Here is a 21,629-nt window from a genome sequence, read left to right on the forward strand (position 1 = left end):
TCAGAAATAGGTGGGCCGGATGCGCCGCGGCGTGCGACGGATCGTTTCGCCCCGCAGATCCGAGAGCGCTTCCAGTTCCGATGCCTTCATCAGCGTAGCCATGTCGGCGTCGCGCAGCACATGAAGCGCCAATTCGTACTTTGCACGGCTGCGAATGAGCAGTTCTGCGTCAGAAGTCCACGGATTCGTGTCGCTTGAATTAGCCAATGTGAACAGCCGGTAGATGCCCGACAGCGCCACCGAATACGCATTGTCCGGAATCGGATAGAACCGAAGTTGCTCGGCAAAATACGCGTAATCGACCGGCTGACCTAATACGATCGGGTTGACCGACGTGTCTTCGAGGTATTCCGGCGTGCGCGGATTCAGCGAATAGCGGTTTCCGCTAACCGTCACCGTCACCCGATTTAGCGTCACCATCTGGGCGATCAAGGCCGAGTTTGCGGATGTGTAGAACTCCTGTCCCTGAGCAGTGAAAAACGCCGCCTCTTGCCGAATCTGGTTGAAGTAGAACGGAATGCGTTCGTACTGCTTGATGGCCGTCTGAATCGCATTCTGAATCTGCGAGGTCAGGTCCGATCGAAGGATCTCATCCGCGATGCGCGTTTGCATGTCGCCATAGGATCGGTTGTCCAGCCCAATCTGCGACGAGGGAATGACGAAGATAGGCATGGATTACGTCCCGCTCGGATAGGCTGGTTTCAATGGAAGCGGCTGAGTTGGATCACCGCTGGGCGCGCTCACGATGGCGCGCAAGGCGGCTCGGTATGTAACCCACCCCGCCGGCACTGGGACAGCATGCTCATAGCAGCGAAGGATTGTTGTATCCGACGAATCTAGAAGCACTCGCGCTTGCCCTCGGTAAATCTCCCAGTCTTCCGCCATCTGCGCAGCAACTGCATTAGCCGATAAATCGGCATCAGACGGCTGCGGCGCTTTCGCATAATTCCACGCGACAATACGCGGACCAGACCCATCATCACCAACCTGGTAATCAGCATTCGGGTTGGCATCCGGATACATATAGCGAAGGATCTGAGCTACATTCATTTGAATCACCGAACTCGACGAGCCCGAATAAATCCATCTGCCGTCATTGTGCTGGCAGAGAACGAGCAAAGCGCCACTAAATACACAGTGGTTGTCGACGCCACAGAAATCCGTACTGTTGGGGTTGCTATCGCGTGGTTTTGTCCTGATGCACCCGTGAACGGGATCAATAGCGCTTGGACAGTATTCGGAATGGTTCCGAATGTGGCGCTTGTGGTAGAAATACCGACAGTGAAATTGGAGATTGTCGAAGAGCCACCGGGGTTGAACCGAATTACTCCGCTTACGTCCCAATCTCCTGCGGTAAGCGACACGCTGGTCGCATTAGCAGCCGTGGCCGTCGTGAGGCTTGTTCCACTCGTCGAGTTGGTAGCATATTCACCAATGCTGCCCGCATTGGCATTGTCATTGGTAGTCGTACCAACGATGCCAGCCGTACTCGATGGGGTAATCGCGCTCGTTGCTTGGAGCGTTGTGAACTTGCCAGCCGCAGCAGCGGTAGTGCCAATTGCGGGTGGCGATGCGAGATATGTGCTGAAGCCGGTTCCGCTGACGGTGCTCGATGCCGAGAGCGTCGTGAATGCACCTGTTCCAGGCGTCGTTGAACCGATCGGTCCCGGTGCTGCGAATGTTGCTCCACCGAGTTGCGCTGCATTCACTGCCGCATTGCAGGTAAAGCCCGTGCTCGTCGTATATGTCAGCGCGCTCGAGCTGGTCGAGCAGGATGGCATTGCGAAGGCCGTCGGACTTGCGCTGGACCCCGTGACGTTCGCGACTACCGTATTGGCTGCTTGCGATGCGAGACTCGCCAAACCAACCTTCCCGGTCGCCGTGAACGTACCGTTGACCGTGAGGTTGTTGAATGTCGGCGACGGATAGCTCTGGGCGAGCGCCAGCAGCGGCCACATGAGGGCCGCGATCAGAATTCGTTTGAGCATGTCAGGAGATCGAGATGGAGCCGCCGTTGTTCCACGGCTGCCCCGGAGTGCCAGGAAGCGTCGTGGAAAGATCTGCCGGAAGCATGTCCAGCAAAATGATGTCGCTGCGGATTGCAGTTTGAATGCCAGCGCCGCTTACCGTGAGCTGGTAGTGACCATTCGGGGCATAGAACGAGAAGTTCCCGAGCGAATCTGTCGTGAGCACGTTGCTCGGATATTGCGTTACGCCATTGTCCGAATAGATCGTAGGCGCAGTCAGAGACGGATAATTGAGCACCGTAACCTGAACATTCGCCGCCGGCTGACCATTCGTCATCAGCACTGCGTCCTGGAATTTCTGCATGGCGTCACCCCTTGCAATGGCGGATGTGCTTGGCGATGCCGCGACCGCGGCGCCCGCACAAAGGACAGACGAGAGGGCCGGTTTTCACAGGCGGCGGCGCTGGTTCAGCAGCCTCGATGACGGGTTCCGGCGCACGCACTTGAGCCTGTTCTAGCTCGTGATGCGCGGCCGAGAACCACCATGCGAGGTTCATTCCTCGTTGTACGTCTTCATGCCACCGGGGGTTTTGCCCGAGGCAGCGGGACGCGGATTGCTGCTCGTATCGACCATCTTGCGGCGCGCGGCCGAACCGGGACCACCGGTATAGACCTCGCCCGCACCGCCACCACCACCGCCCGAGCGTTCGGTGTGATACGGCGAGCCCGACGAACCGGTTCGGAAGCTGGCCTTCCGGTTCGCACTGCGTTTTGCGTTGGACATTTCGATTCCTTCGAAAAAGATGGGCGGCCGAAGCCGCCCGGAGCACTCAGGAAGAACGTGCGATCACGGATCCATCGTATAAACGGCCGTCAGGCGCACCGTGCCAGCCGCAAACGTCGCTGCTGCGGTGTTGACCTTGACGTAAATCCATGTGTCGGCCGAATACTGGTATGCCGTGCCAGCGGCAACACCCGTATGGGCGACACCGCCGCTCTGCGGAATCGTGGAAGCCGCGATGAAGCGAGCCGCCGTGTTGGTATCGCCCACGTCGAACTTCATCGTCGGCGTCCCGTTCGAGTCCAGATCGTCCGAATCGAGGATCATGTCCACGACAGTCGCGCCTGCCGGGATCTTCATCATCTGAACGAGATCGTTCAGCGACGGAGCGGACGCGAATGCATACGAAGCGCAGACGGCGATGGCGCCGGCGGGCAGGAACTTCGGCGCAACGCCAGGTTGTGCCTTGTTGGAGAGGTATGTCGTCATTTCACGCTCCTATCAGTGCTGCACGGCGTACGTGGACACGACGATCGAGGCGAAGTCGGCGCTGTTGAACTGCGTCTTCTTCAGACCGAAAATCGTGCCAGCCGACACACCGAGTTCGTTCTCGTAGTCGAACAGTTCTTCGACCCACGTGTACTTGCTCGGACCCGAATCGCGACCGAAGGCGAGCATCGACGCTTGCGCACCGCAGAACACCGCGCGGCGAACCGTCGTGACAGCCGAGGTCGGCGTGGCAAGCACGCACCCGGTCGTCACGCGAGCATCCGAATGCAGGATCACGCCGTTGTACATCCCGAGCGAGCCGTCGAAAATCGGGTTGTCGCTGATCTCGCCGCCGGTCATCGCCGCTTTCTGGATGTCCAGCCATTGGCCCGTGCTGGTGCTGGTGCGCAGGTCGGTGACTTGATACGGATGCAGGAACATCACGTAGCAGTCTTTGCCGCCGACGCGAACCGGGCGAATCGCCGGGGTCAGCGTGCGCGCGCGTTCGACGCACTTGTCGATCAGCGAGAGCGTGAACGTATTGCTCGAGCCGAGCGCGTTGTCGTCCGTGCCGCCGGCCGGGTCGAGCCGGTGCGTTGCGTCCGGTGCGATCGTGGCTTGGTTGCCGGTGAAACGCGTGTCGGTCTGCGCGGTGTTGCCGCAGATCTGGTTGAAGAACGATGCGTCGAAGCGATCAGCCCACCAGTCGCGAAGGCCCGAGAGCGCTTCCTGGCGCACGTCAAACGGCACGCGCTGTTGCGACATGCGGCCCGCCGAGCGTACGGCGTGGCGGAGCTGGTTGATCAGAACGGCGTCGCTGTACGTGGTGAGCGCTTCTTCGTTGCCCATCAGCGTACCGTCGCCCTGCACACCGCCGCCCGAGAGCTGCATGCGCAGGCCGTACGTGATCTTGTCGCCGGCGGACTTCTGCGCCTCGTCCTTGATCTGGATCAGCGCCGACGAATCGGTGCCCATGAATTTCGAGGCCCAGGTTTGCTTCAGTGCTTCGACTGCGAGCTTTTTGGACCAGAGCTTTACGGCAAGGGGATCGTTTGTGCCCCAGCTGGAAACAGCCATGATGAGACTCCTAGAGATGAGAGAACAATTCGGGTTCGTCGCGTAGCGCTGCGACTGCGAATTGCCCGATCACGCTCGGAGCTTGCGAAACCTGAATAACGGCTCAGGAGGCCGAATCGGGGCGCTTCAGGAGGCCCCGGAATCCTTCGATGCGGTTACTGCGAAAGTTCTGCGTTCAGCTTCTGCCAGTTCAGCCCGGTCGTTGCCTTCGCGAAATCCGCATCGCTCATCGCGAGCAGCTTCTCGATCGACATCGGCGTAGCTGCCGCGCCGCCGGCTTGGCTCAGCGATGCTGCATGTTGCTGGCCCTGAGCGACGGCCGCCAGACGCGCTGCGTTGTCCTGCTGCGCTGCCGGTGCGCCCTGCGGTGCCGCGGCGGCTGCTGCCTTGTAGCCGCGCGCCTTCGCGAGGTTATAGGCCGCCTGCGCCACGTTAGTACCGCTCTGGTGAGCGATGTTCGCCATCGCGATCAGATCCTGCTGCAATGCGTTCTGGATCTGAATCGGGTTGGTCATGCCGAGCGCGCGATATTCTTCGGCTCGAGACTGCTGCAAGAAAGCTGCGGCGGCATCGTAATCCGGCGCCTGACTGCGGAATTCCTGTTCGTGCGAAGCGATGAAGTTCGCGACAGCCACGTGCTGCTGCTGTTGCTGCGTCATCTGCTCTTGCTGTTGCTGCTGGCCACTCAGGTACGACGCCATTTGCTGCATCTGGCGCTGGAGTGCCTCGTTCGTCGCGCGCAGATGGCCGACCGGATCGGTAGCGTAGTCTGGAATCTGGACTTGCGGTTCCTGCGTTTGCGGCTGCTGATTCGCGAGGATCCGCTGAACCAGCGCGTCTTGCTGCTGCTGCAGGCGTTGCAGATCGTCGCGCAGGCGTTTGCGCTCGGCGCGTTCCTCTTGCAACGCGGCCAGCGGTACGGTGCGCTGGTCGGGCTGCTGCGGTTCCTGCTGCTGTTGCGTCAGGTCTTGTGCCGGCTCCGCGGCCTGCGTAGCGGGCTGCTGCACTGGCTCGCTTGACGACGGCGCAGCATCGCTCAGGCCATCCGTCTGTGCACCGTCTGACTCGAAATACGCTGCTTCCTGCGGGGTCAAACCTTCTTGCTCGGCCATTTCGTCGGTCCTTAACGTTTCCCGGAGTCCGTCCGGTGCGGGTCAATGCAATGCGGCTTTCGGAGCCGCAACCGGTGGCGGGTGAAGCGCCGTGTGCATTTCTGCGGACGCTCGGATCGCGTCCGCATTCGCCTTCGTATCGGCCGCGCGAGCCTTGACCATCTCCGTGATCAATTGCATCGGGTCGACAGGCGGCAATTGCTGTTGCGCGCCGGCTTGGTGCGCGTGAGCGACTCGCTCCATGGCCGTAGCCTGATTGAGCTGCGTCTTCGAGTTGATCTCGCCCACGCGCGCCTGCTGCTCGGCCTGCGCAAGTTGCGCTGCCGGGTTCGGCTGCTGCTGTGCGCTCGTGATCGTGCGCTCGATGTCTGCGACCAGCGTCGACGGAAGTGGGCTGTATTGCAGGATATCCAGCCAGATTTGCGGCGGGACGGCCATGTTCTGCAACATCGGCATCAGTTGCAGCAGCGCTTCCCAAGTCTTTTCCTTCAGGTTCGGGCTGGACGGCGTATCGTCCACGATCACGTCGTATTCGAGCGTGTCGTGCTGGCGAATCAGCGGCACGTATTGAGCCGACTCGGGACCGCCAATACGAACCAGGCGCCCGTCCGACATGAACGTCGTCAGATACCAGAGCAGCAAGCGGCCCTGTTCCTTGCGGTAGCGACGCAGCCCATCGAACATCGAAGCCAGCACGGTCATGCCAGCCTGCTTGCGCGCGTCCTCGACGATGCCAGGCTGATCGCGGTTCGCCATGCCAAGCAGTTCGAGATTCACGCCCGACACGTCCCGAATGCTCGAGACAGCGAACTGGAGCAGGTTCTCCATGCCAGCCGGAAACTGCACCTGCGGCTTGTCCTTGATCTTGCCGCCCGTGATCGCGCCTTTCGCGACAAGCGTGATGGCATCCGGCTGCGCCCACGTGTCCTGAGCTTCATTCACGTCATCGAACGCATCCGCCTCGGCCAGAATGCCGCCCTTGGCGTTCGTGTTGATGATATGCAACGTCTGCGCAAGCCACTTGTTCGCCCACTTCTGCGGGTCGATCATCGCGCGCACGATGCCGTAGAACGTGCCCTTATTGCGGTCGCGCTTGCCGGTGATGGCCTTCCATGTGAAGCCGCCAGCCTTCGGGCCCGGCAGCATCTTCAACACCTTCGTGCCGAGGAAAGCCCGTCGGTAGATCTTCTGCTTCTGCTCGACGTGCATCAGATCCGGGCCGCCGATCGCATGGACACGTTCTTGCAGCTTGTCGAACTCACCGCGCGTCAGGCGCGAAACGTTGCCGTTTGTGGGATCGACATACCGCACGACGATCTGATGCTCCCACCATTGAGCCTCGACCACGCGCACGCGATAGTTGCGCTTGTCCAGCTCGGGCGACTGATCGTGCCGATAGAACGGGGCCTCCTGCGCGTCGTGCGGATCGTCCGTCACGCTCGCGGTGTCGTCAGCCCATTGCGCGTTGATCTCTTCGAGCGGGATGCCCGGAAACATCTCTTCCGCTTCTTCGCACGTCATGTCGCGAACGCGGAACATGCGCTTTGCATCCATCAGATTGCGCTTCGTCGCGTTCGAATCGACGTACAATTCGAGCGGATCGAGGCGCCGGACGACACACATCCCGTCCGGATCCTCGTCATAGTCCATCTGCGTCTCGGTATAGCCATAGCCGCAGATCACCGCATCGACAAACGCATCAGATTCCTCGTCCTCGGCGTTGCACTCGTCGCGCGCCCATTTCGCTGCCTCGGTCAGAAGCTCATTGACGCCTGCCTGACCCAGACGCCGCGGGATGTAGCGCACTTCCTGCCGGTTCGCCACTTCCATCCCGCTGACCGTATCGATGACCGGTGCAATGCGGTTGAAGGTGATGATCGGCCGCAGCTCAAGGCGCATCTTCGCGGCATCCTCTGCGGTCCACTGATCGCCGGCCACGAACGCGTAGTACTCGCGCGCCTGAATACGCCAGTCGTGCGAATGGTCAGCATCCTGACGAAACCATTCCTTGAGCGTCTCGAACAGGCTCATGTCGCCCGAGAGCGAGCCAGTGGCCGGATTTTCGGTGGTTTCAGCCATGTCAGGCACTCATCCAGGAGCCGGTGTGACGGCGGCGCTGCGAGGGCGGCGGAATGTCAGGCTTGGCGAAGCGCAGCATCATCAGCGCGTAGCGCGAACTCGAGATCAGATCGTCGAATTCCTTCACGATCACGCCGTTCTTGCGGTGGTAGAGACGGAATTCGTCGAGCCAGCCCGATAGATGCTTGAACACCTTCCAGCGGCCCGTCTGCATCCGTTCCAGCATGTCCGTCACGCCAGCCTCGACGCCATTCGAGCCATCCTCGAACGTCGCGCGCTCGGCGAGCATGTCGAGCCCATGCTCGCAATACTTCTCGGCGAGCTGCTCGCCCGATCCCTTGTCATGCTGCAATCCGTCGTGCGGCCACGCCCACGGCAAACAGACGTGACCATCCCAGTGACGAAGCGCGCCGGCATGAATCAGCGGCGTCTGTTCGCGAACCTTGTACTCGCTCGTCACGTAGATCACATCCTCGTCTGCGTCATGCACCAGTTTCGTTGCTGCGGTCGGGTGATCCCAACCGAAGTCCAAGCCTCCGATCCGCTTCCAATGCCGCGGGATCGGAAATGCGTCGACAGTGATGTCGTCATCCGAGATCGGAAACACGCGGCCCGAGCCAAGGATCGGAATGCCCTTCGCCCGCGCGTCGCGCTCGTGAGCCGGATAGCCCGCAATGATCGCGTCAGCCTGAGCGCGCGAATACACATAGGGCACCGCATCATCGATCGTGGCGCGGACGACGTGGCGTGTCATTGTGCTGATTTCCGCATCGAGGTATCGAAATTCCCCGGCGTTTTGCCATATTCCTGTGCTGCGATCGTCATTTCATCGACTCCACTTCGCTATCAGCCAGGAACAATCGCACCACTTCAGACATCCCGAGCAGCGGCGTGAACGTGATGATGTTGAACACGCCCCGCTGGCCTTTGTTCGTCCGTGTGCGGCCCTCTGAATAGATCTCCATCGGCGGCTCTTCGTCGAACCACACGCCGTCGACCGTATCGCCCTGCCACTTCTCACGACCTTTCTCGTAGGCTTTGAACAGGACGATCGCGTGCTGCGCTTGAACGTCCCCACCGCCGCCGTGGCGCACCACAATGCTATCCAGTGCATCCGGCGTGCCGCGGGCCGACGTGAAGTCGACCAAGCATTCCTTCGGGATCGAGCCCGTGCCCCACTCGTCCTTGATCTGAGGCGGCCCAACCAGGATCCGTTGCGGGTTGTCCCGCGTCGATTCGCCAGTCACTCCAGCCACCCACCATTTCGGCGCGCGCTCGAATACAGCGCCATCCCACCACTCCGGATATCGGCCGGTGAGATGAATCGCGGCTTCGAATCCTCCAGCCCATGTCTTTCCAAGCTGGTTGCCAGCCATAAACAGCCGCTCGCCATGCACCGCGCCAGCCGAGTGAAATTCGCGCTGCTTCGGGTACGGCTGGTAATCACGGAGCTTGTTAGTGCGAGAGCGGTCGTGCTTCGCTTTCAGCGCCCGCGCCAGCTGCATCTTCAAGCTGGTCGAATCGGGCGACTGCGGCAGCAAGCTGCTTGATGTATCGATCGAGGTCTGCATCGCTCATTTCCTCAATCGGGTCGATCTTGACTTCCATCTGAGTCGGCAGGATCGAAGCCACGACCTTGAGGTAGACATCGGGCTTTTCGGTACGCACCGTCTGAATGACTCGAGCGCCGTGCTCCACAAAATCAGCGTGAAGCTGCGAAAGGAATTCCTCGCCGAGCTTGTTGCGCGAGCCTTTCGGGCGTCCAGCATTGCCAGGAGCAAAGCGGCCATTCCCATCTCGTCCAGCCCCGATATTTCCCGTAGTTTCGGTTGTATCTTCCATTTCACTTACATCCCGAGACAGCGCGGCCAAGGTCAACGATCGTCACCACGACGACAGCAAGAATTGCCATGGCAGCGATCCAACCAAATACGCGCCACATCAACGGCCTCGCTTGCCTTTCAGCACGGCATTCGCCTTGCGGTCGATCTTCGACTCTTGCGCTTTGGACATGCGGCCGGAATTGACAGCCTGACTGGCGCGAGCTTTCGCGTTTGCTGCGTGGCTCCTGTCATTCACCGGGTACGAGCGGCCCGGACCGGCGAAATCCTTTGCGGGCAGCTTCTTGCGCGCTTTGGTGGTGAGCTTCGCCATTTCGGGCTCCAGAAATTAAAAACCCCGCATATAGCGGGGATAGAGGTTGAGAGCGCCCATTAACTCCAGTCATTCAACGATGACCGTATCCGCAACTTTCAGGGTCATGTGCGGATCATGGCGCTTTCAGCGCGTTCGCTCTCACGGCTGGCCCGGTGCGCGACATCCGGAACGCTGGTCTGCGGCTTAACACTCCAGCCTGCCATGCGTGAGAACAAAATGGCCGCACTAGGCGGCCGAAGCATCGGGGGATGCAGAGGAGACACAACAGAGGTGCTTCGAGAGGCAATGATGCAGCCTATCTAAACATCATCGATTTTAAGGCAAAGTGTTCAATCGCTCAAAGAACTATTTTGTTCAACTAAGATTGAACACTTCTCGGGCCCATGTGCTGAATGAATCTTCGCGATCGACTGCGACAAAGCGTAGGCATGCCGAGCGAACCGTCTGGCTCTATTGTAGATCGTTCCGCGGGCGCAGCGCTGTTCGCTGGCAAGCGCTTTGATATTCTCTCTGTACCAATGAACGCCAATGAAACAGATGGCCTCCTTCTCGTACAAAGTGGAATCGCAAAGCGCATGCACGGCCATGTTGAAGAATGGCATCTCCTTGTCGAGGAATGCGTCGGGCTCGAAGGATCGCCCACCAGGCCGTAGCCTGGCGAGGATATTCGACTTCACGCGGGGCGCGAAATAGCGCCTCGTTTGGCACCACCATACCCAACGCTCTGCGATTTCGTCTTCCATCAGTCCTCCAGAGCGTTAGGAATGGGCTCGAACCAGTTCCCGACCGGGCCGCAGCGCGGCTGAATCAGGGCATTAGGTGACCTCATCAGATCGCAGGTTCCGCTGAAATTCCCGTAGACAGGACTGCGCGGTGCCTCAGGATGTATGCAGATCGAAATCCCATTCCCGAGATCGTTGAAATGCTTGCAGTCTTTGCAGAAGTTCATCCCAAGCTCCTCATGAAGGCTTCGTGAGCCTTCTGGTCGAATTTCCCGGCGCCTTCGTCGGCGATCGGCATCTCGCATCCCCGCTTCAGTTGATGGTGGCAGAGGGCACTCTCTTCGCGCCCTTGGGTCATTGGCAGTCCATCGGTGGCCGGCGTTACGAAGAGCTTCACGATTCCTCCTTCTTCCCGAAGATCCCCCACGGCCCCGCGGCCCGGTTCAGCGCGATCACTTCGTCCCAAATCCGCTCAAGGCGGTTCTTGTCCATTTCTAGTTTCATGGGTTTCATGCTGCCTCCTTCGCCATAAACTCGCCGCAATAATCCCCCTCTCGGACTACGGGCGACACTCCATCTCCGCGTTCATTGGGCGTTGGCGGCATTCTCTTGCAGACCCATACCTCGATCGTATCGTGAGGTCTACAACCACCGTACGCGGGCGGCACCATCGAATTCGAGCACGCATATCTCGTCTCTCGAACCGAGAATTTGCAGACCTCACACCTGTCGGGGCGCGCTTCAAACTTTCCGAACATCATGCTGCCTCCATTTCGTCGAGATGGTCGAGGTGGATGGTCATGTCTTGCTTGATGACGCGGCCGGTGATCGTCTCGCGCGGCTTGACCGATCCTGCGGCGACGAGAAACGGATTGACGGCTGTGATGGCTCGCTCCGGCCGATTGCGCCCCTTCCGCTTCGTCACCACATCCTTGTCAGCGCCCAAAGCGATCAGGCGCGTATATACGCCGCGGCGTGGGATTTCGCCTGCGATGTGCCACTCGCTGCGGTGAAGTCGAAGGCATTCGCCGGTCGATTGCTTTGTCTTGCCAGTCTTCGCCGCGAGTTCTCCAGCAGTCATGGGGCGCTCGGCCAGCAATTCAACGATTCGGTTCCAACCGCGATTTTCGAAGAATCTGCCATTCGTAGGGCGGCGCAGCTTCAGAACCTTTTGCGCATATGCCTTGAATGAGCTGGCCGGATGGTTAGGCAGCATCTTCGCGATCTCTTCGATCGGCATGTTAGTCGGGTAGTGCTTTCGCAGGATCGCGACCTCGCTCGTCATCCATGGGGAGCGCGTGGGTTTGCGCTGTTTGCTCTGCATCTCATGCCTCCTTCTTCATCCGCCGAACCTCGGCGCGGTAAAAATTCTTCTGTTCCTTGATTTCTGCCACGGTGATCTTCAGCGGCTGCTCACCCTCGGGCCCCTCCAACCACTCGACCATTTCCTTGCCGATCTTCTGTTCCAATCGCGGCTTATACCCCGCGTAGTTCCCTGATTTCCACTTGTTGCATACCGAGCAAGCCTTGTGGATATTCAGCAAATTGAACCGCAAGCCAGGATGCGAACCGACCGACTTGAAATGCGATGCATGCCATTGGCCGCTCCATGTCGCCGGCTTGTCGCATGAGATGCAGCCGTCATTGCGATCCCGTAGTCTTACGAATAGGTTCACCACGGCCTGCAATTCCGCCAGATGATCCCCACGCGTCTTCAGCTGTTCCTTTGCCTCTCGCGTCTTCTTGCGCTCCGCCACAGCTTCCCGCTCCGCCTTCTTCCGAGCCACGTCCCGCGCGAACTGGAGCGAGCACGGCACTGAGCAGACCTTCGACATCGACGAGATTGGCGTGAAGTCGCGCGAGCAAACCTTGCATCGCTTGGGCTTAAGCGTGCGGATCACTATCAACCTCCGAGAAATGCTGGAGCGCATGCGTCGGCCCGATAACGCCAACCGGCTTCGGCAGCATAAGTGGAACCTCGGCCTCTCCCGCGAAATTCGGCAGCAATGCGCAGGCATACTCGGCCGTGATTCGCTTCTGCGCGACGGCCATCAGCAAAGCTCCCTTTCGCCCGTTCACGTCATGGCCTAGCGAGACGCTCCATTTCGCCGGCTGGCGAGCCTCCCGCGCCGCGTTCACGAGGCGTTGGTATGCCTCCTTGAAGGCCATGCGCGCGGCGACAGTCTCACTCTCCGCGATCATTTCTCGCGCCAGTCCCCACGCTTCCGCCATTTCGGTAGTCCAGACCGTCGTTGAATCCTCATCCCGCGGCAGCATCGCCCACGCTTCCTCGACGCCTGGTCGACCGTCATCGATGCGAGACAGGATCTCTGCGACCGTCAGGCGCCCTTTGACTTCGCGGCGGCACTTCGACAGTGCAGCCAAAACGGCTCGTTCGTCGAACGACGACAGATCGGCAAGCAGCAGCTCCGCGGCCGGCTGGCTCATCGTCGTTCCGCAGAGTTCAGCAGTAGCGGCCACGGCTTTGATCAGTTCAGCACTCGCCATCCGACACCTCCACGTGTTTGTCGATGATCCGCTCCCACATGTCGCCAGTCGCTTGCAGTCGATCCGCTTCTCGAGCCCCGGTTTCGGTGACACGACGATTCGTCGCCCATTCCGTCCGAAGACCCTCGGCATCCGCCAACAGGCAGTCGACCGTATGCCGCTTCTGCACGTAAAACCGGTTATTGCTCGCCACGTACCACGCCGCTACGCCTGGGGCCTCGTCGCTCCCAAGCCGCTTCACGAGCTGCGATAGTTGGCCGTTGACCTTTGCGTTTCGCACTGGCTCTGCGCCGTACCGACGCTTGTAGGCGTCCGCGTACGAACTCCACACCCCAGCCGTCAGCGGCGCGGCCGGCGGATTTTCTGCCGGCTGCAACAGGGTCGGCTCCGGTTCAGGTTCAGGCTCTCTCTCCGGTTCAGGCTGTGGCTCTGGCTCAGGCTCTGGTTTTCGATAGGCTTTATGACTAGTATCGAAAGGGTTCACAAAGGGTTTGCAGTCCTTAAGGTTATCCACAGAAAAGCGTGACTCGAATTCAGCAACAGCCCACGCCAGGATTGACTTAACGCCACTGCTGCTAGGGATTTGAGCGAACAGCTTTTCGGCTGCCTTGACCACATTCGGATTCTCGGGCTGGTTCCACTTCAAAAACTTGTGAATAACTACCCAATTCGACTCTTCGTTGAAGGTAGCGAAACCCTTCTCAAACACTTCTCTAAACCCTTCCTTAACCCTTTCCATACTCCACTTGAGGTCATCTGCAACGTATGCCATCGGCACGCGAAAGCATCCGAGCATGTTCGAATGCGGACTCGTCAGCAGATACGCGGCGAGCGTTCGTCCGTCCTCGGTCATCGACCGAATATCCTGGCTCGTCCAGAACGACGAGTGGATCTTTCCGTATTCACGCACGGAAGCTCCCCAAGCTAAGTTCTTCGCCCCAAAGCGTACGAAGCACAATCTCATCCGCGAAGCATTCTCGACCCGGGATCCGATATGTCGTCCAGCCCATCAACCGAAGTTCGCGATCGCGCACTGAGTCTTTGTCGACATCGTGATAGGCAGATCCGTCGCACTCGATTGCAATCTTTCTGTCGGGTTGCGCGAAGTCGACCATGTATTTGCCAACCGGGAATTGCGGCCAGAAGGCGACACCTTCCGATCGCATCTCATCCCACATAGCCAGCTCAATCGGGGTCATCAGGCGCTTCCAGTCCGCTACCAAGTACGGGTTGCATGGGAATTGCCACGACAGGATCCCAGCATCAACGCCACGCTTGTATCGAGCGTAATTCCGGCGAATGATCTGCTGCCGCTCCATCCAGTCGCCGTCAACAAACTCCATCGAAGCGCTGATATCGAGCCAATCTTCGTTCACAGTTCATGCCCCATCACGAGATACGGCGCCCCAATGAAGAGCATGCCGAAGAAGCCGAAGAGGAAGCCGCTAGAGAGCGCGGTCATGCTTGGCCCCAAAATGCATAAGCTATCCATGCAAGCAGAGCGACGATCAAACACGGCGCCAGCATGAATACATAGCCGACAGCAGCCCACATTTCCTTCCGATCCTTGCCAAGCCATACGTACGGCAGAACAAACGCGAGGACAGTAAGGAATATCGGTATCCAGATAAGATGATTCACGCCAGGATCTCAGTATCGATGTCTTCGGTTATGGGAAGGCCGGAGACGGGGCGAAGTTGTCGATCTTCGATATCGATTTCATCTTGGATAGGATCGATTCCGTCCGCCTCAAACCAGAGGGCGCCTTCCATGGGGCTCAGCATTCTGCACTCCCATTCAGGAACCAAGGGATCAATCAATTCGCAAGACGGACAGGGCCTAAGAACCTCAACAATGCGGCCAATATTCGATGGAAATCCGCTAGCGATAACGATCGCCAGATCACCAGGCTTGCAATTCATTTCCCACCCCTCGTCAGCCAGCCAAGCAACCCAAACAGCCCGAAGAACAGGGCTCCCCATGCAATGAATGCTCCGAGAAGGGGTGTCATGCTGCTGCCTCCATTGCCGCCACCTTCGCGCGAAGCTCACGTAGCTCGCGTTCTTGTGGCGTCTCCGCGATGGTTCTGAAACCGAAGACCTTGTCCTCGTACTGGCGGATCGCGTAGTTCCCGCAGAACTGCTGGAACCGAACCCGCATGTCGTAAGGCAGGTACTTCTTCCCGGCCAAGATGTTCGACAGGTGCGACTTCGGCAGGCCCAACAGCGCCGCGGCGTCGCTCATCGAATACTTGACTCGCCGTTTGTTCCAGCAAAGCAGCACGGCATCGTGCTCGTTGCGCAAGCGGCCAATCAAATACTCGGCTACCCAGTCAGGCTCCTTGACGGCCTGAAAAACCGGAATCTCGGTCTGCATGTCGCACTCCCTTGTTTTTCTTGGAAAGTTCTTGGTGTTCTACGTAGCGTTCTACGTACTGCATCGCATCAAATGAAGGCGTCACTAAGGACGCCTTACGAAAATGAAACTGTTAAACGGATTCCTCTTGCTTCTTGTCCAACTCGGCGAAGAACGTCGGGTAAGCGAGACGCAGGAATTGCAGCCGGTACTTCGGGATGCCGTCCGTGCGCCATTGATGGACCGACGGCGGCTTGCAGTCGCAAATCTTTGCTACGGCCGTAGTGCCACCCAGCCCGTCGATAACGATGTTCGGATCGTGTTGCATATCGGTTCCTCAAGGTACACGCCCAATTTTAGGTCAACCTAAGCACGAACGCAAGGTTTGCCTAAAAGAAAATGAGTTAGGCTGGACTAATGACTACATGGAATCAGCGAATGGCCAAGGCTCTGGCCGAAAGCAGCTACTGCGGGAACGTCAACCGGTTTTCAGCCGACGTGGGAGTGTCTGCGCCGACTGTTGCGGCATGGGTTGGCGCGGCCTCGATCAAGCCGGCTCAGGACATCAAGGCGACGCACCTGATGGAGGCGTGCCGCCTGCTGAACGTGCGCCCGGAATGGATCCTGTACGAGAGCGGTCAGATGCGTCCCGGCGGGGATATCGGAAACCCCGATGAAAAAATTCCCGATGCAAACGTTTTGCAAGAAATAAATCAATTAATCATAAAGTTGCAGAATCTTCATACGGAAATAGAGGCGACGCTGGCTTTCATTGCGGGTTTACCCTCTCTTTCTCCTTTCAAGGAACATTCATACGGTAGGAATGTTTCGCCGTCCCATGATCTGAGAAAGTCGACGAAACGTCTCCCTAACCTTTGGCCAGAGGTTACCGACCATGCAGAGCATAGAACCAAGCCCCGCAGTAACAAGACTTGACGACTATCGGAAGGCAAGACGCAGGACTCTAGCCCCTTCCGAATACCAAAAGCTATACGATGATCTTCGCGCCATAACGGAGCACATCATCAAAATCTCGGACATCCTGTGCGAGATCAAAATTCCAACGGGGATATCATGAAAGCCATCATCCTTCTTGCTTGCCTCATTCTCGGCGCCTGCTCGGCAGGCGTAGCAACATCACCAGCGATCGGGGTTGGCGGCATTTGGAATAGCCAAGACCATCAAGCGTCGGGAGATGGCTCCGGGTCTAGTGGTACGACTGGCGCGCGCGGAGGACGCAGCGCCGCATCTGGTGGCATGGGCCGCGGCATCTAGCCTGTCGTGCCCTATCGGCAGCCCGCCTCGAGCGGGCTTTTTTTCGCCCTCGGTATAAGCCCCACCTAAAATAATTCTTGACCTTGATATTAGGTTGCCCTAAGATAGATTCAACGTCACGACAGACGAACAACAGAGGAGCTGAACATGAGCAAGACCGCACGAGGACTGATCCAGTTCATCCGATCCGGGCACCACGACGCAATGGGGCGAGCACATATGCGCTTTCTGGCCGCTCAACTGAGCTCGCGCGGCTGCTGAACAACTCCTCCCGCTACAGGAGAACGACGATGGAACGCAGCCACGAAAAGGAATTCCGCAGCACTGAACAACGCGCCGGATACACCGCCGGAATCGAAGGGGCGCGCCAAGATGAAAATCCGTACCCCATGGATACGCGCGAGTCTATCGACTGGTATGACGGATGGGTATGGGCTGAGTCGATTCGCGAATCGAACTGATCGTCTGAACAACCGCGCCCGCTACTGCGGGCAATGGAGACCAACATGAAATACGCAGCAGCAATGATCCTAATCGCCCTGGTGGCGTGTACGTCGGCTCCGACGCAGCACGTTGACCACGGCGTCGGCAACGGTAGTCACTCCACGGCAGTCGGCGCCCGAGGCGGTCGCAGCGCTACTGCTGGCGGCATGGGTCACGGCAGCATCGGAGGTCGTGGCGCGAGCGGTAACGGTGCTGGTGCTGCTTCTGGTGGCATGGGTCGTCGGTAATTGGAGGTCGTCATGAGCATCGAGCTTTTTGTCTTCAACGACGCAGAAAACAGGCTGGCCACGATAGAAGAAATCGAGCGCCTTTTCTTGAACTGTCACAACGATGGGACGGGGCGCGTAGATCTCGATTACAAGTCGCGGAGAAACGGAATCGCAAAAGATCCTGCTTCCGCTGGCTTCAGCGTCACGATCGTTAAGGCTGACTGATCATGAAGCTCGTCGACAAGTGGATCGGGTACGACGATTGGCTGACTCGCGATCTACCCGATGACGAACCCGAGCAAGACGAAGAACCGGAAGACGAGCGCGAACACGAAACTGAGGATGACTGACATGAAGATCGAGATCAATGGATTCATCGTCTACGGGTGCTATGAGCATGAGGCCCGTAGTGGCGACAAGCCGTATTTCAGCTTCAAGGATTACGAGCCGGGTAGCGAAAGCTTCGTCACTGTCCGTCCTGAAACGCTTTCTTTCGATGTTCCGGATGATTTTGATCCGCGACCGGCCATGGTTGAAAGGCTGAAGGCAGAAAAAGAGCGCATCAAGGCGGAATTCCAAATGCGTGTTACGCAGATCGATGCTCAGATCCAATCTCTTCAGGCGATCGAGGCGTAACGATGAACGAGCAGATCGCGGCCGATGCGGCGAGTGATCGGGCTGCTTAATAAGGAGATAAACATGGACCAGATGACGCTTGAACGGTGCGAACGTCTTGCCAAAGACGACGATGCATACAACTGCGCCACATTCGACTTGGTGGGTCCCGGCGGAACATTTAAGTGCCGTTGGATTGATGCGTATTTCGGGATGTTCCAGATGGGTGACGACAACAAGCACTTCGTCATGGCCAGCGAGCTTTACGACATTCCCGGGATTCACGTCGAAAACTATCAGGCAAACAAATGATAGGTCGGGAGGCAATCATGGACTGGACCCAACCCCTCGTAGTGAATGGCGGAACGCTCTACGCGGGCGTGAATGGTGATCGGTGGCTTGGCGAGTTCAGCAGCTACGAAGCTGCGATCGAGATCATGGGCATCCAACGCGAGCAGCGAACGGTGTTCAGTGCGCGGGAAACGGCATGCTGCACCGAGGACGATCTCGAACTTGCAGCCGCAATCGACTTCGACGAGAGGTGAATCATGAGTGAAATGAAAAGCGTTATTGATGCGAGAAAACTGATTATAGACGCTGGCGCCGAATGCATGTCGCCTGACGAGCACGATGCGCTAGAAGCGCTGTTTAATGGCGATCCGGATCTCTCGGAGCGATTCATGCGCTGTCTGGAAGAGCGCATGCAAATCGAAGCCGAATCGAACACGCTAGACCTTCTAATCAAGGCGCGACACTATGTCGGCATGGTGACCGAAATCGACGGCGATGACCCGATCTTCGGCGTCATGGATGAGATCGATGCCGCCATCGCCAAGGCGACCGGAGCTTGACATGGCCACCATCGTAATAGGCACGCTCGGCACCCTCACCCTGACGCTCGTAGCCCTCGTCATCGAGGCGATCAATCGGCGCTTTCTGCGGAGGCAGTCATGAACTTCCACCGTTTGCATACCGAACTTGTGCTGCTCGCCGGGGGTTACATGGAAGTTGCATGTCCGGATATGGAACTGCCCGAGCTTCGGCGCCACTGGTCGATCCGTCGAATTGTCGACTGGAAGAACGTTGTCTGGTGCTGACATGCGCCCGCACCTTTTCTACCAGCAAGGATTCTGGAAAGTCCGTGCGAAGTGTCCTGACGTGACATTGAGCTTTTCAACACGAGAAGGCGCGTTCCGATGGGCCGCGCGGATATACGACGGTAACTGAATAGAGGGACCACATGAACGAGATCAAGCACACGCCGGCATACGAAATTACGCATGATGGTCATGTGTTCTCGGTCGATACGAACTGGCGCGGATATGGTCGCCGTGAGATGGCTCAGACGCTCAATGCCGACGGCTATCCGTGCGTTCGCATCATCGTCAACGGAAAACGAAAACGCGTCACGGTCCACTCGCTGGTCGCGCGAACGCATCTTGGTCCACAACCCGCACCCGGATATGAAGTTCGCCATCTAGACGGCAACAAGCTGAATCCGCATTACAAGAATCTCGCATGGGGCACGCAGAAGGACAACGCGGCTGATCGAGATCGCCACGGCCGAACTTCGCGTGGAGAGAGTCATTCCGCTTCGATCAAGGCAAGCGCTCATCGCGAGCACGTAGCGCGCGGTGCCAACCATTACGAGACGCGTCGCCGTCTTGCTGGAGACCAACAATGAATGAATCGAAATCGACGCCGGGGCCGTGGAGTTACGACCGCGGCATTCTTCCGCCAGACGGACCAGGGCGATATAGCACGGTAAGTGCCGATGGAGATGTTGTTATCGCAGAGGTCAACGATCTCATCTCAGAGGGTATTCCCAATGCCAGATTGATCACCGCCGCGCCCGACATGGCCGAAGTCCTGGAAATGATCGCTGCTGACGCCGACGCTGGCGAGATTCTGATGACCTCTGGCATTCGTCTTGCCATCGACGCCGCCCTCATCAAGGCAGGCCGCAAGGCTGCGCCAGTACGGGAAGGAGAATGAGATGAAATCCACCTTTATCGATTGGGCAGTAGCTTTCACATGCGGCTTCCTTCTGGCCTATGCGGCTGCTAGCGGATGGACAGCATGAATCGCTTCTTCAAACACGACCTCACGAAAGTCTGCATTGGCTGGGCATTCCTATTCGTGTTCTGGATGGTGTTGCCTGCTGACCCTAGTTATGTGGACCAAGCGGTTGCGCATCAGAAAAAAACATGAATACCGATGACGGCCCCGACTGGCTCGCGGCCGACACACTTAGAGCATATGAGGAACAAGCGATGACACGCGTGATGGAACAGACCGAGATGGACGTGATCGATGCATTGCCGCGCGAATGCAACCCGCCGGTAGTCGTTGAGCAACCCACCAAAACCGCCATCACGGCCATGGCGACGCCTGCTGAACTGTTGCGCTACGCCATGGACAGCGGTGCCGACCTGGACCGCCTGGAACGGCTGATGGACATGCAGACGAAGTGGGAAGCGAACGAAGCTCGCAAGGCGTATGCCTTGGATATGGCTGAGTTCAAGAAGAACGCTCCGACCATCATCAAAGACAAGACGGTCAACTTCGAGACTAGCAAAGGCTGGACAACCTACGATCACGCGACGATCGGCAACGTGGTCGAGAAGGTCGTAGCAAGTCTGGCTGAGCATGGGTTTTCGCATAGCTGGATCCCGTCGCGTGGCGAAGGCGGCATGATTTCGGTTACTTGCGAAATCACCCACAAGCTCGGATACAGCAAATCCATCACTCTCGAAGCTGGTCTGGATCAATCAGGCGGAAAGAACAATATCCAAGCTCAAGCCAGCACGATCACATATCTGGAACGCTACACGCTTCTGGCTGCGACCGGACTCGCCGTCAAGGACAAGTCCTATGACGACGATGGTGCTGGTTCCGGCGCACCGATAGGCGCTCGCGAGCAGCATGGAATGTCGGATAGCGAAATGGCTGATTTGACCGTCGCCATGCGCGAAGCCGATGACGAAGAATCTCTTCTGCGAGTAGGAAGCAGTGTTCCCGCAACGGCAACGGATGCGCAGAAGGCAGAACTCGCAGCCGAATACACGAAGCGTCGCAAAGCGCTCAAGGCAAGCAAGGGGGCGTGATGGATCTGTCCACTGTTGATCCGGCTTTGATCGAGGCCCGTGGCCGATATGCAACCGTCAACGGTGCATACAAGGACACGATGGAGGAAATGCAGAAAACCACGCAGAAGGCTTGCGATCATCTGCGGCTGGTTCTGCAAGACGAGGCCAATCGTCATCACCACATCGCGCACGTCGAAATGCTCGTCGGAATTTTGTCGACGCTCGTTTCGACCGCGAACGAACTGCGCGATCAGAAAGAAGAATTATTACCGGCTGCATGGGGGGAATGATGCCTACCTACATCCTCCGAAACAAAGACATCGCCCAGCGGATGGTGGATTACATCAAGGCTGTTGCTGGACCTGCCGCAGCCTCAGGTAAGCCGATCGTAGTAGAGGTCGGTGAATACCAGGCGAAGCGCTCCACCCAGGCCAATGCCCGCTATTGGGCGCTCCTGGAGGAAATCTCCGGGCAAGCCTATGTCGATGGCAAGCGGTTCAGCCGGGAAGCATGGCACACGTACTTCCGTGAGCAATACGCGCCCAAGGAAGACGGGCCCGCTGGCCTGACTCCGATGAGCACGAGCCAGATGGACAAGGAAACGTTCCAGCGTTACGTGACGATGATCGAACTGTATGCAGTGGAAACGCTTGCCGTCGAATTCGAAGCGATTTAGCCCCCGTTTGGGCG

General features: G+C 58.2%; 38 protein-coding genes. 16 read left to right on the top strand and 22 right to left on the bottom strand.

From position 1 onward, the window contains the following. Positions 1-672: a hypothetical protein gene (locus KVT39_RS17170; RefSeq protein WP_217589739.1), complete on the bottom strand. Its 672-nt coding sequence runs from the start codon at positions 670-672 to the stop codon at positions 1-3. 3 nt (positions 673-675) lie between these two features. Next, entirely contained in the window at positions 676-1,050 is a 375-nt protein-coding gene (locus KVT39_RS38670) for an XkdW family protein (RefSeq protein WP_217589741.1), read from the bottom strand. Between the two features lie 48 nt (positions 1,051-1,098). Between KVT39_RS38670 and KVT39_RS17180 the strand changes: the two genes are divergently transcribed. Beyond that, positions 1,099-1,929 (top strand): hypothetical protein, encoded by an 831-nt coding sequence (locus tag KVT39_RS17180; RefSeq protein ID WP_217589743.1) that lies wholly within the window; start codon positions 1,099-1,101, stop codon positions 1,927-1,929. Positions 1,930-1,989: 60 nt separating this feature from the next. Here the strand turns inward: KVT39_RS17180 and KVT39_RS17185 are convergent, their stop codons facing one another. The 20 genes from KVT39_RS17185 to KVT39_RS17280 form a co-directional block, all read right to left on the bottom strand. Continuing rightward, entirely contained in the window at positions 1,990-2,331 is a 342-nt protein-coding gene (locus tag KVT39_RS17185; RefSeq protein ID WP_217589744.1) for a carboxypeptidase-like regulatory domain-containing protein, read from the bottom strand. 189 nt (positions 2,332-2,520) lie between these two features. Then, entirely contained in the window at positions 2,521-2,751 is a 231-nt protein-coding gene (locus tag KVT39_RS17190; RefSeq protein WP_217589746.1) for a hypothetical protein, read from the bottom strand. 63 nt (positions 2,752-2,814) lie between these two features. Further along, on the bottom strand, positions 2,815-3,237 hold the full coding sequence (locus KVT39_RS17195; protein WP_217589748.1) for a hypothetical protein: 423 nt from the start codon (positions 3,235-3,237) through the stop codon (positions 2,815-2,817). A gap of 12 nt (positions 3,238-3,249) precedes the next feature. After that, the gene (locus KVT39_RS17200; RefSeq protein WP_217589750.1) at positions 3,250-4,314 is read right to left on the bottom strand and encodes a N4-gp56 family major capsid protein; all 1,065 of its coding nucleotides are present in this window, start codon (positions 4,312-4,314) and stop codon (positions 3,250-3,252) included. A 155-nt stretch (positions 4,315-4,469) separates the two neighbouring features. Further along, on the bottom strand, positions 4,470-5,426 hold the full coding sequence (locus tag KVT39_RS17205; protein ID WP_217589752.1) for a hypothetical protein: 957 nt from the start codon (positions 5,424-5,426) through the stop codon (positions 4,470-4,472). A 42-nt stretch (positions 5,427-5,468) separates the two neighbouring features. Next, positions 5,469-7,505 (bottom strand): hypothetical protein, encoded by a 2,037-nt coding sequence (locus tag KVT39_RS17210; protein WP_217589754.1) that lies wholly within the window; start codon positions 7,503-7,505, stop codon positions 5,469-5,471. Position 7,506: 1 nt separating this feature from the next. Next, positions 7,507-8,259 carry a terminase gene (locus KVT39_RS17215; RefSeq protein ID WP_217589756.1) on the bottom strand — a complete coding sequence of 251 codons (753 nt, stop codon included), beginning with the start codon at positions 8,257-8,259 and terminating at the stop codon, positions 7,507-7,509. 67 nt (positions 8,260-8,326) lie between these two features. Beyond that, entirely contained in the window at positions 8,327-9,076 is a 750-nt protein-coding gene (locus tag KVT39_RS17220; protein ID WP_254640524.1) for a terminase family protein, read from the bottom strand. Then, on the bottom strand, positions 8,961-9,347 hold the full coding sequence (locus KVT39_RS17225) for a hypothetical protein (RefSeq protein WP_217589758.1): 387 nt from the start codon (positions 9,345-9,347) through the stop codon (positions 8,961-8,963). Before KVT39_RS17225 ends, KVT39_RS17220 begins: the two co-directional genes overlap by 116 nt. 99 nt (positions 9,348-9,446) lie before the next feature. Next, positions 9,447-9,659 carry a hypothetical protein gene (locus tag KVT39_RS17230; protein ID WP_217589760.1) on the bottom strand — a complete coding sequence of 71 codons (213 nt, stop codon included), beginning with the start codon at positions 9,657-9,659 and terminating at the stop codon, positions 9,447-9,449. Between the two features lie 332 nt (positions 9,660-9,991). Next, positions 9,992-10,405: a hypothetical protein gene (locus KVT39_RS17235; protein WP_217589762.1), complete on the bottom strand. Its 414-nt coding sequence runs from the start codon at positions 10,403-10,405 to the stop codon at positions 9,992-9,994. A 202-nt stretch (positions 10,406-10,607) separates the two neighbouring features. Then, a complete protein-coding gene (locus KVT39_RS17240) occupies positions 10,608-10,781 on the bottom strand; it encodes a hypothetical protein (RefSeq protein ID WP_217589764.1) in 174 nt (57 codons plus the stop codon). A gap of 360 nt (positions 10,782-11,141) precedes the next feature. Beyond that, positions 11,142-11,708, bottom strand: coding sequence for a transcriptional regulator (locus tag KVT39_RS17245; protein WP_217589766.1), 567 nt, complete (start codon positions 11,706-11,708; stop codon positions 11,142-11,144). A gap of 1 nt (position 11,709) precedes the next feature. Next, on the bottom strand, positions 11,710-12,285 hold the full coding sequence (locus tag KVT39_RS17250) for a recombination protein NinG (protein ID WP_368858928.1): 576 nt from the start codon (positions 12,283-12,285) through the stop codon (positions 11,710-11,712). After that, positions 12,269-12,892, bottom strand: coding sequence for a hypothetical protein (locus tag KVT39_RS17255; RefSeq protein WP_217589768.1), 624 nt, complete (start codon positions 12,890-12,892; stop codon positions 12,269-12,271). Before KVT39_RS17255 ends, KVT39_RS17250 begins: the two co-directional genes overlap by 17 nt. Further along, positions 12,879-13,745, bottom strand: a complete 867-nt coding sequence (locus tag KVT39_RS17260) for a hypothetical protein (protein WP_217589770.1) — start codon at positions 13,743-13,745, stop codon at positions 12,879-12,881. The genes KVT39_RS17255 and KVT39_RS17260 overlap by 14 nt, the downstream gene beginning before the upstream one ends. A 49-nt stretch (positions 13,746-13,794) precedes the next feature. Further along, positions 13,795-14,268 (bottom strand): DUF559 domain-containing protein, encoded by a 474-nt coding sequence (locus KVT39_RS38510; RefSeq protein ID WP_217589772.1) that lies wholly within the window; start codon positions 14,266-14,268, stop codon positions 13,795-13,797. Positions 14,269-14,529: 261 nt separating this feature from the next. Continuing rightward, a complete protein-coding gene (locus KVT39_RS17270; RefSeq protein ID WP_217589774.1) occupies positions 14,530-14,814 on the bottom strand; it encodes a hypothetical protein in 285 nt (94 codons plus the stop codon). 85 nt (positions 14,815-14,899) lie between these two features. Further along, the gene (locus KVT39_RS17275; protein ID WP_217589776.1) at positions 14,900-15,268 is read right to left on the bottom strand and encodes a hypothetical protein; all 369 of its coding nucleotides are present in this window, start codon (positions 15,266-15,268) and stop codon (positions 14,900-14,902) included. Between the two features lie 112 nt (positions 15,269-15,380). Beyond that, on the bottom strand, positions 15,381-15,575 hold the full coding sequence (locus tag KVT39_RS17280) for a helix-turn-helix domain-containing protein (protein WP_217589778.1): 195 nt from the start codon (positions 15,573-15,575) through the stop codon (positions 15,381-15,383). 110 nt (positions 15,576-15,685) lie between these two features. Between KVT39_RS17280 and KVT39_RS17285 the strand changes: the two genes are divergently transcribed. The 15 genes from KVT39_RS17285 to KVT39_RS17345 all read left to right on the top strand — a co-directional run bounded on the left by KVT39_RS17285 (position 15,686) and on the right by KVT39_RS17345 (position 21,615). Next, complete coding sequence (locus KVT39_RS17285; protein ID WP_217589780.1) at positions 15,686-16,183, top strand: hypothetical protein; 498 nt, start codon at positions 15,686-15,688, stop codon at positions 16,181-16,183. A 629-nt stretch (positions 16,184-16,812) separates the two neighbouring features. Then, positions 16,813-16,983, top strand: coding sequence for a hypothetical protein (locus KVT39_RS17290; RefSeq protein WP_217589782.1), 171 nt, complete (start codon positions 16,813-16,815; stop codon positions 16,981-16,983). A gap of 282 nt (positions 16,984-17,265) precedes the next feature. Then, positions 17,266-17,460, top strand: coding sequence for a hypothetical protein (locus KVT39_RS17295; RefSeq protein ID WP_217589784.1), 195 nt, complete (start codon positions 17,266-17,268; stop codon positions 17,458-17,460). 2 nt (positions 17,461-17,462) lie between these two features. After that, positions 17,463-17,585 (top strand): hypothetical protein, encoded by a 123-nt coding sequence (locus KVT39_RS38515; RefSeq protein ID WP_306795586.1) that lies wholly within the window; start codon positions 17,463-17,465, stop codon positions 17,583-17,585. Between the two features lies 1 nt (position 17,586). Continuing rightward, the gene (locus KVT39_RS17300; protein ID WP_217589786.1) at positions 17,587-17,871 is read left to right on the top strand and encodes a hypothetical protein; all 285 of its coding nucleotides are present in this window, start codon (positions 17,587-17,589) and stop codon (positions 17,869-17,871) included. 63 nt (positions 17,872-17,934) lie between these two features. Continuing rightward, positions 17,935-18,162 (top strand): hypothetical protein, encoded by a 228-nt coding sequence (locus KVT39_RS17305; RefSeq protein ID WP_217589788.1) that lies wholly within the window; start codon positions 17,935-17,937, stop codon positions 18,160-18,162. Between the two features lie 17 nt (positions 18,163-18,179). Further along, on the top strand, positions 18,180-18,395 hold the full coding sequence (locus tag KVT39_RS17310) for a hypothetical protein (protein ID WP_217589790.1): 216 nt from the start codon (positions 18,180-18,182) through the stop codon (positions 18,393-18,395). 3 nt (positions 18,396-18,398) lie between these two features. Continuing rightward, on the top strand, positions 18,399-18,701 hold the full coding sequence (locus KVT39_RS17315) for a hypothetical protein (RefSeq protein WP_217589792.1): 303 nt from the start codon (positions 18,399-18,401) through the stop codon (positions 18,699-18,701). Positions 18,702-18,800: 99 nt separating this feature from the next. Continuing rightward, the gene (locus KVT39_RS17320; protein WP_217589855.1) at positions 18,801-18,947 is read left to right on the top strand and encodes a hypothetical protein; all 147 of its coding nucleotides are present in this window, start codon (positions 18,801-18,803) and stop codon (positions 18,945-18,947) included. A gap of 143 nt (positions 18,948-19,090) precedes the next feature. Beyond that, complete coding sequence (locus tag KVT39_RS17325) at positions 19,091-19,534, top strand: HNH endonuclease (protein WP_217589794.1); 444 nt, start codon at positions 19,091-19,093, stop codon at positions 19,532-19,534. Then, on the top strand, positions 19,531-19,845 hold the full coding sequence (locus KVT39_RS17330) for a hypothetical protein (protein WP_217589856.1): 315 nt from the start codon (positions 19,531-19,533) through the stop codon (positions 19,843-19,845). Before KVT39_RS17325 ends, KVT39_RS17330 begins: the two co-directional genes overlap by 4 nt. A gap of 84 nt (positions 19,846-19,929) precedes the next feature. Beyond that, entirely contained in the window at positions 19,930-20,061 is a 132-nt protein-coding gene (locus KVT39_RS38520; protein WP_306795587.1) for a hypothetical protein, read from the top strand. After that, positions 20,058-20,957 (top strand): ERF family protein, encoded by a 900-nt coding sequence (locus tag KVT39_RS17335; RefSeq protein ID WP_217589805.1) that lies wholly within the window; start codon positions 20,058-20,060, stop codon positions 20,955-20,957. Before KVT39_RS38520 ends, KVT39_RS17335 begins: the two co-directional genes overlap by 4 nt. Further along, the gene (locus tag KVT39_RS17340; RefSeq protein WP_217589807.1) at positions 20,957-21,229 is read left to right on the top strand and encodes a hypothetical protein; all 273 of its coding nucleotides are present in this window, start codon (positions 20,957-20,959) and stop codon (positions 21,227-21,229) included. The genes KVT39_RS17335 and KVT39_RS17340 overlap by 1 nt, the downstream gene beginning before the upstream one ends. Then, complete coding sequence (locus tag KVT39_RS17345) at positions 21,226-21,615, top strand: recombination protein NinB (protein WP_217589809.1); 390 nt, start codon at positions 21,226-21,228, stop codon at positions 21,613-21,615. The genes KVT39_RS17340 and KVT39_RS17345 overlap by 4 nt, the downstream gene beginning before the upstream one ends. Positions 21,616-21,629: the final 14 nt, after the last annotated feature.

The organism is Burkholderia sp. GbtcB21 (genome assembly GCF_019091065.1).
GTDB classification, from domain to species: Bacteria; Pseudomonadota; Gammaproteobacteria; order Burkholderiales; family Burkholderiaceae; genus Burkholderia; species Burkholderia pyrrocinia_C.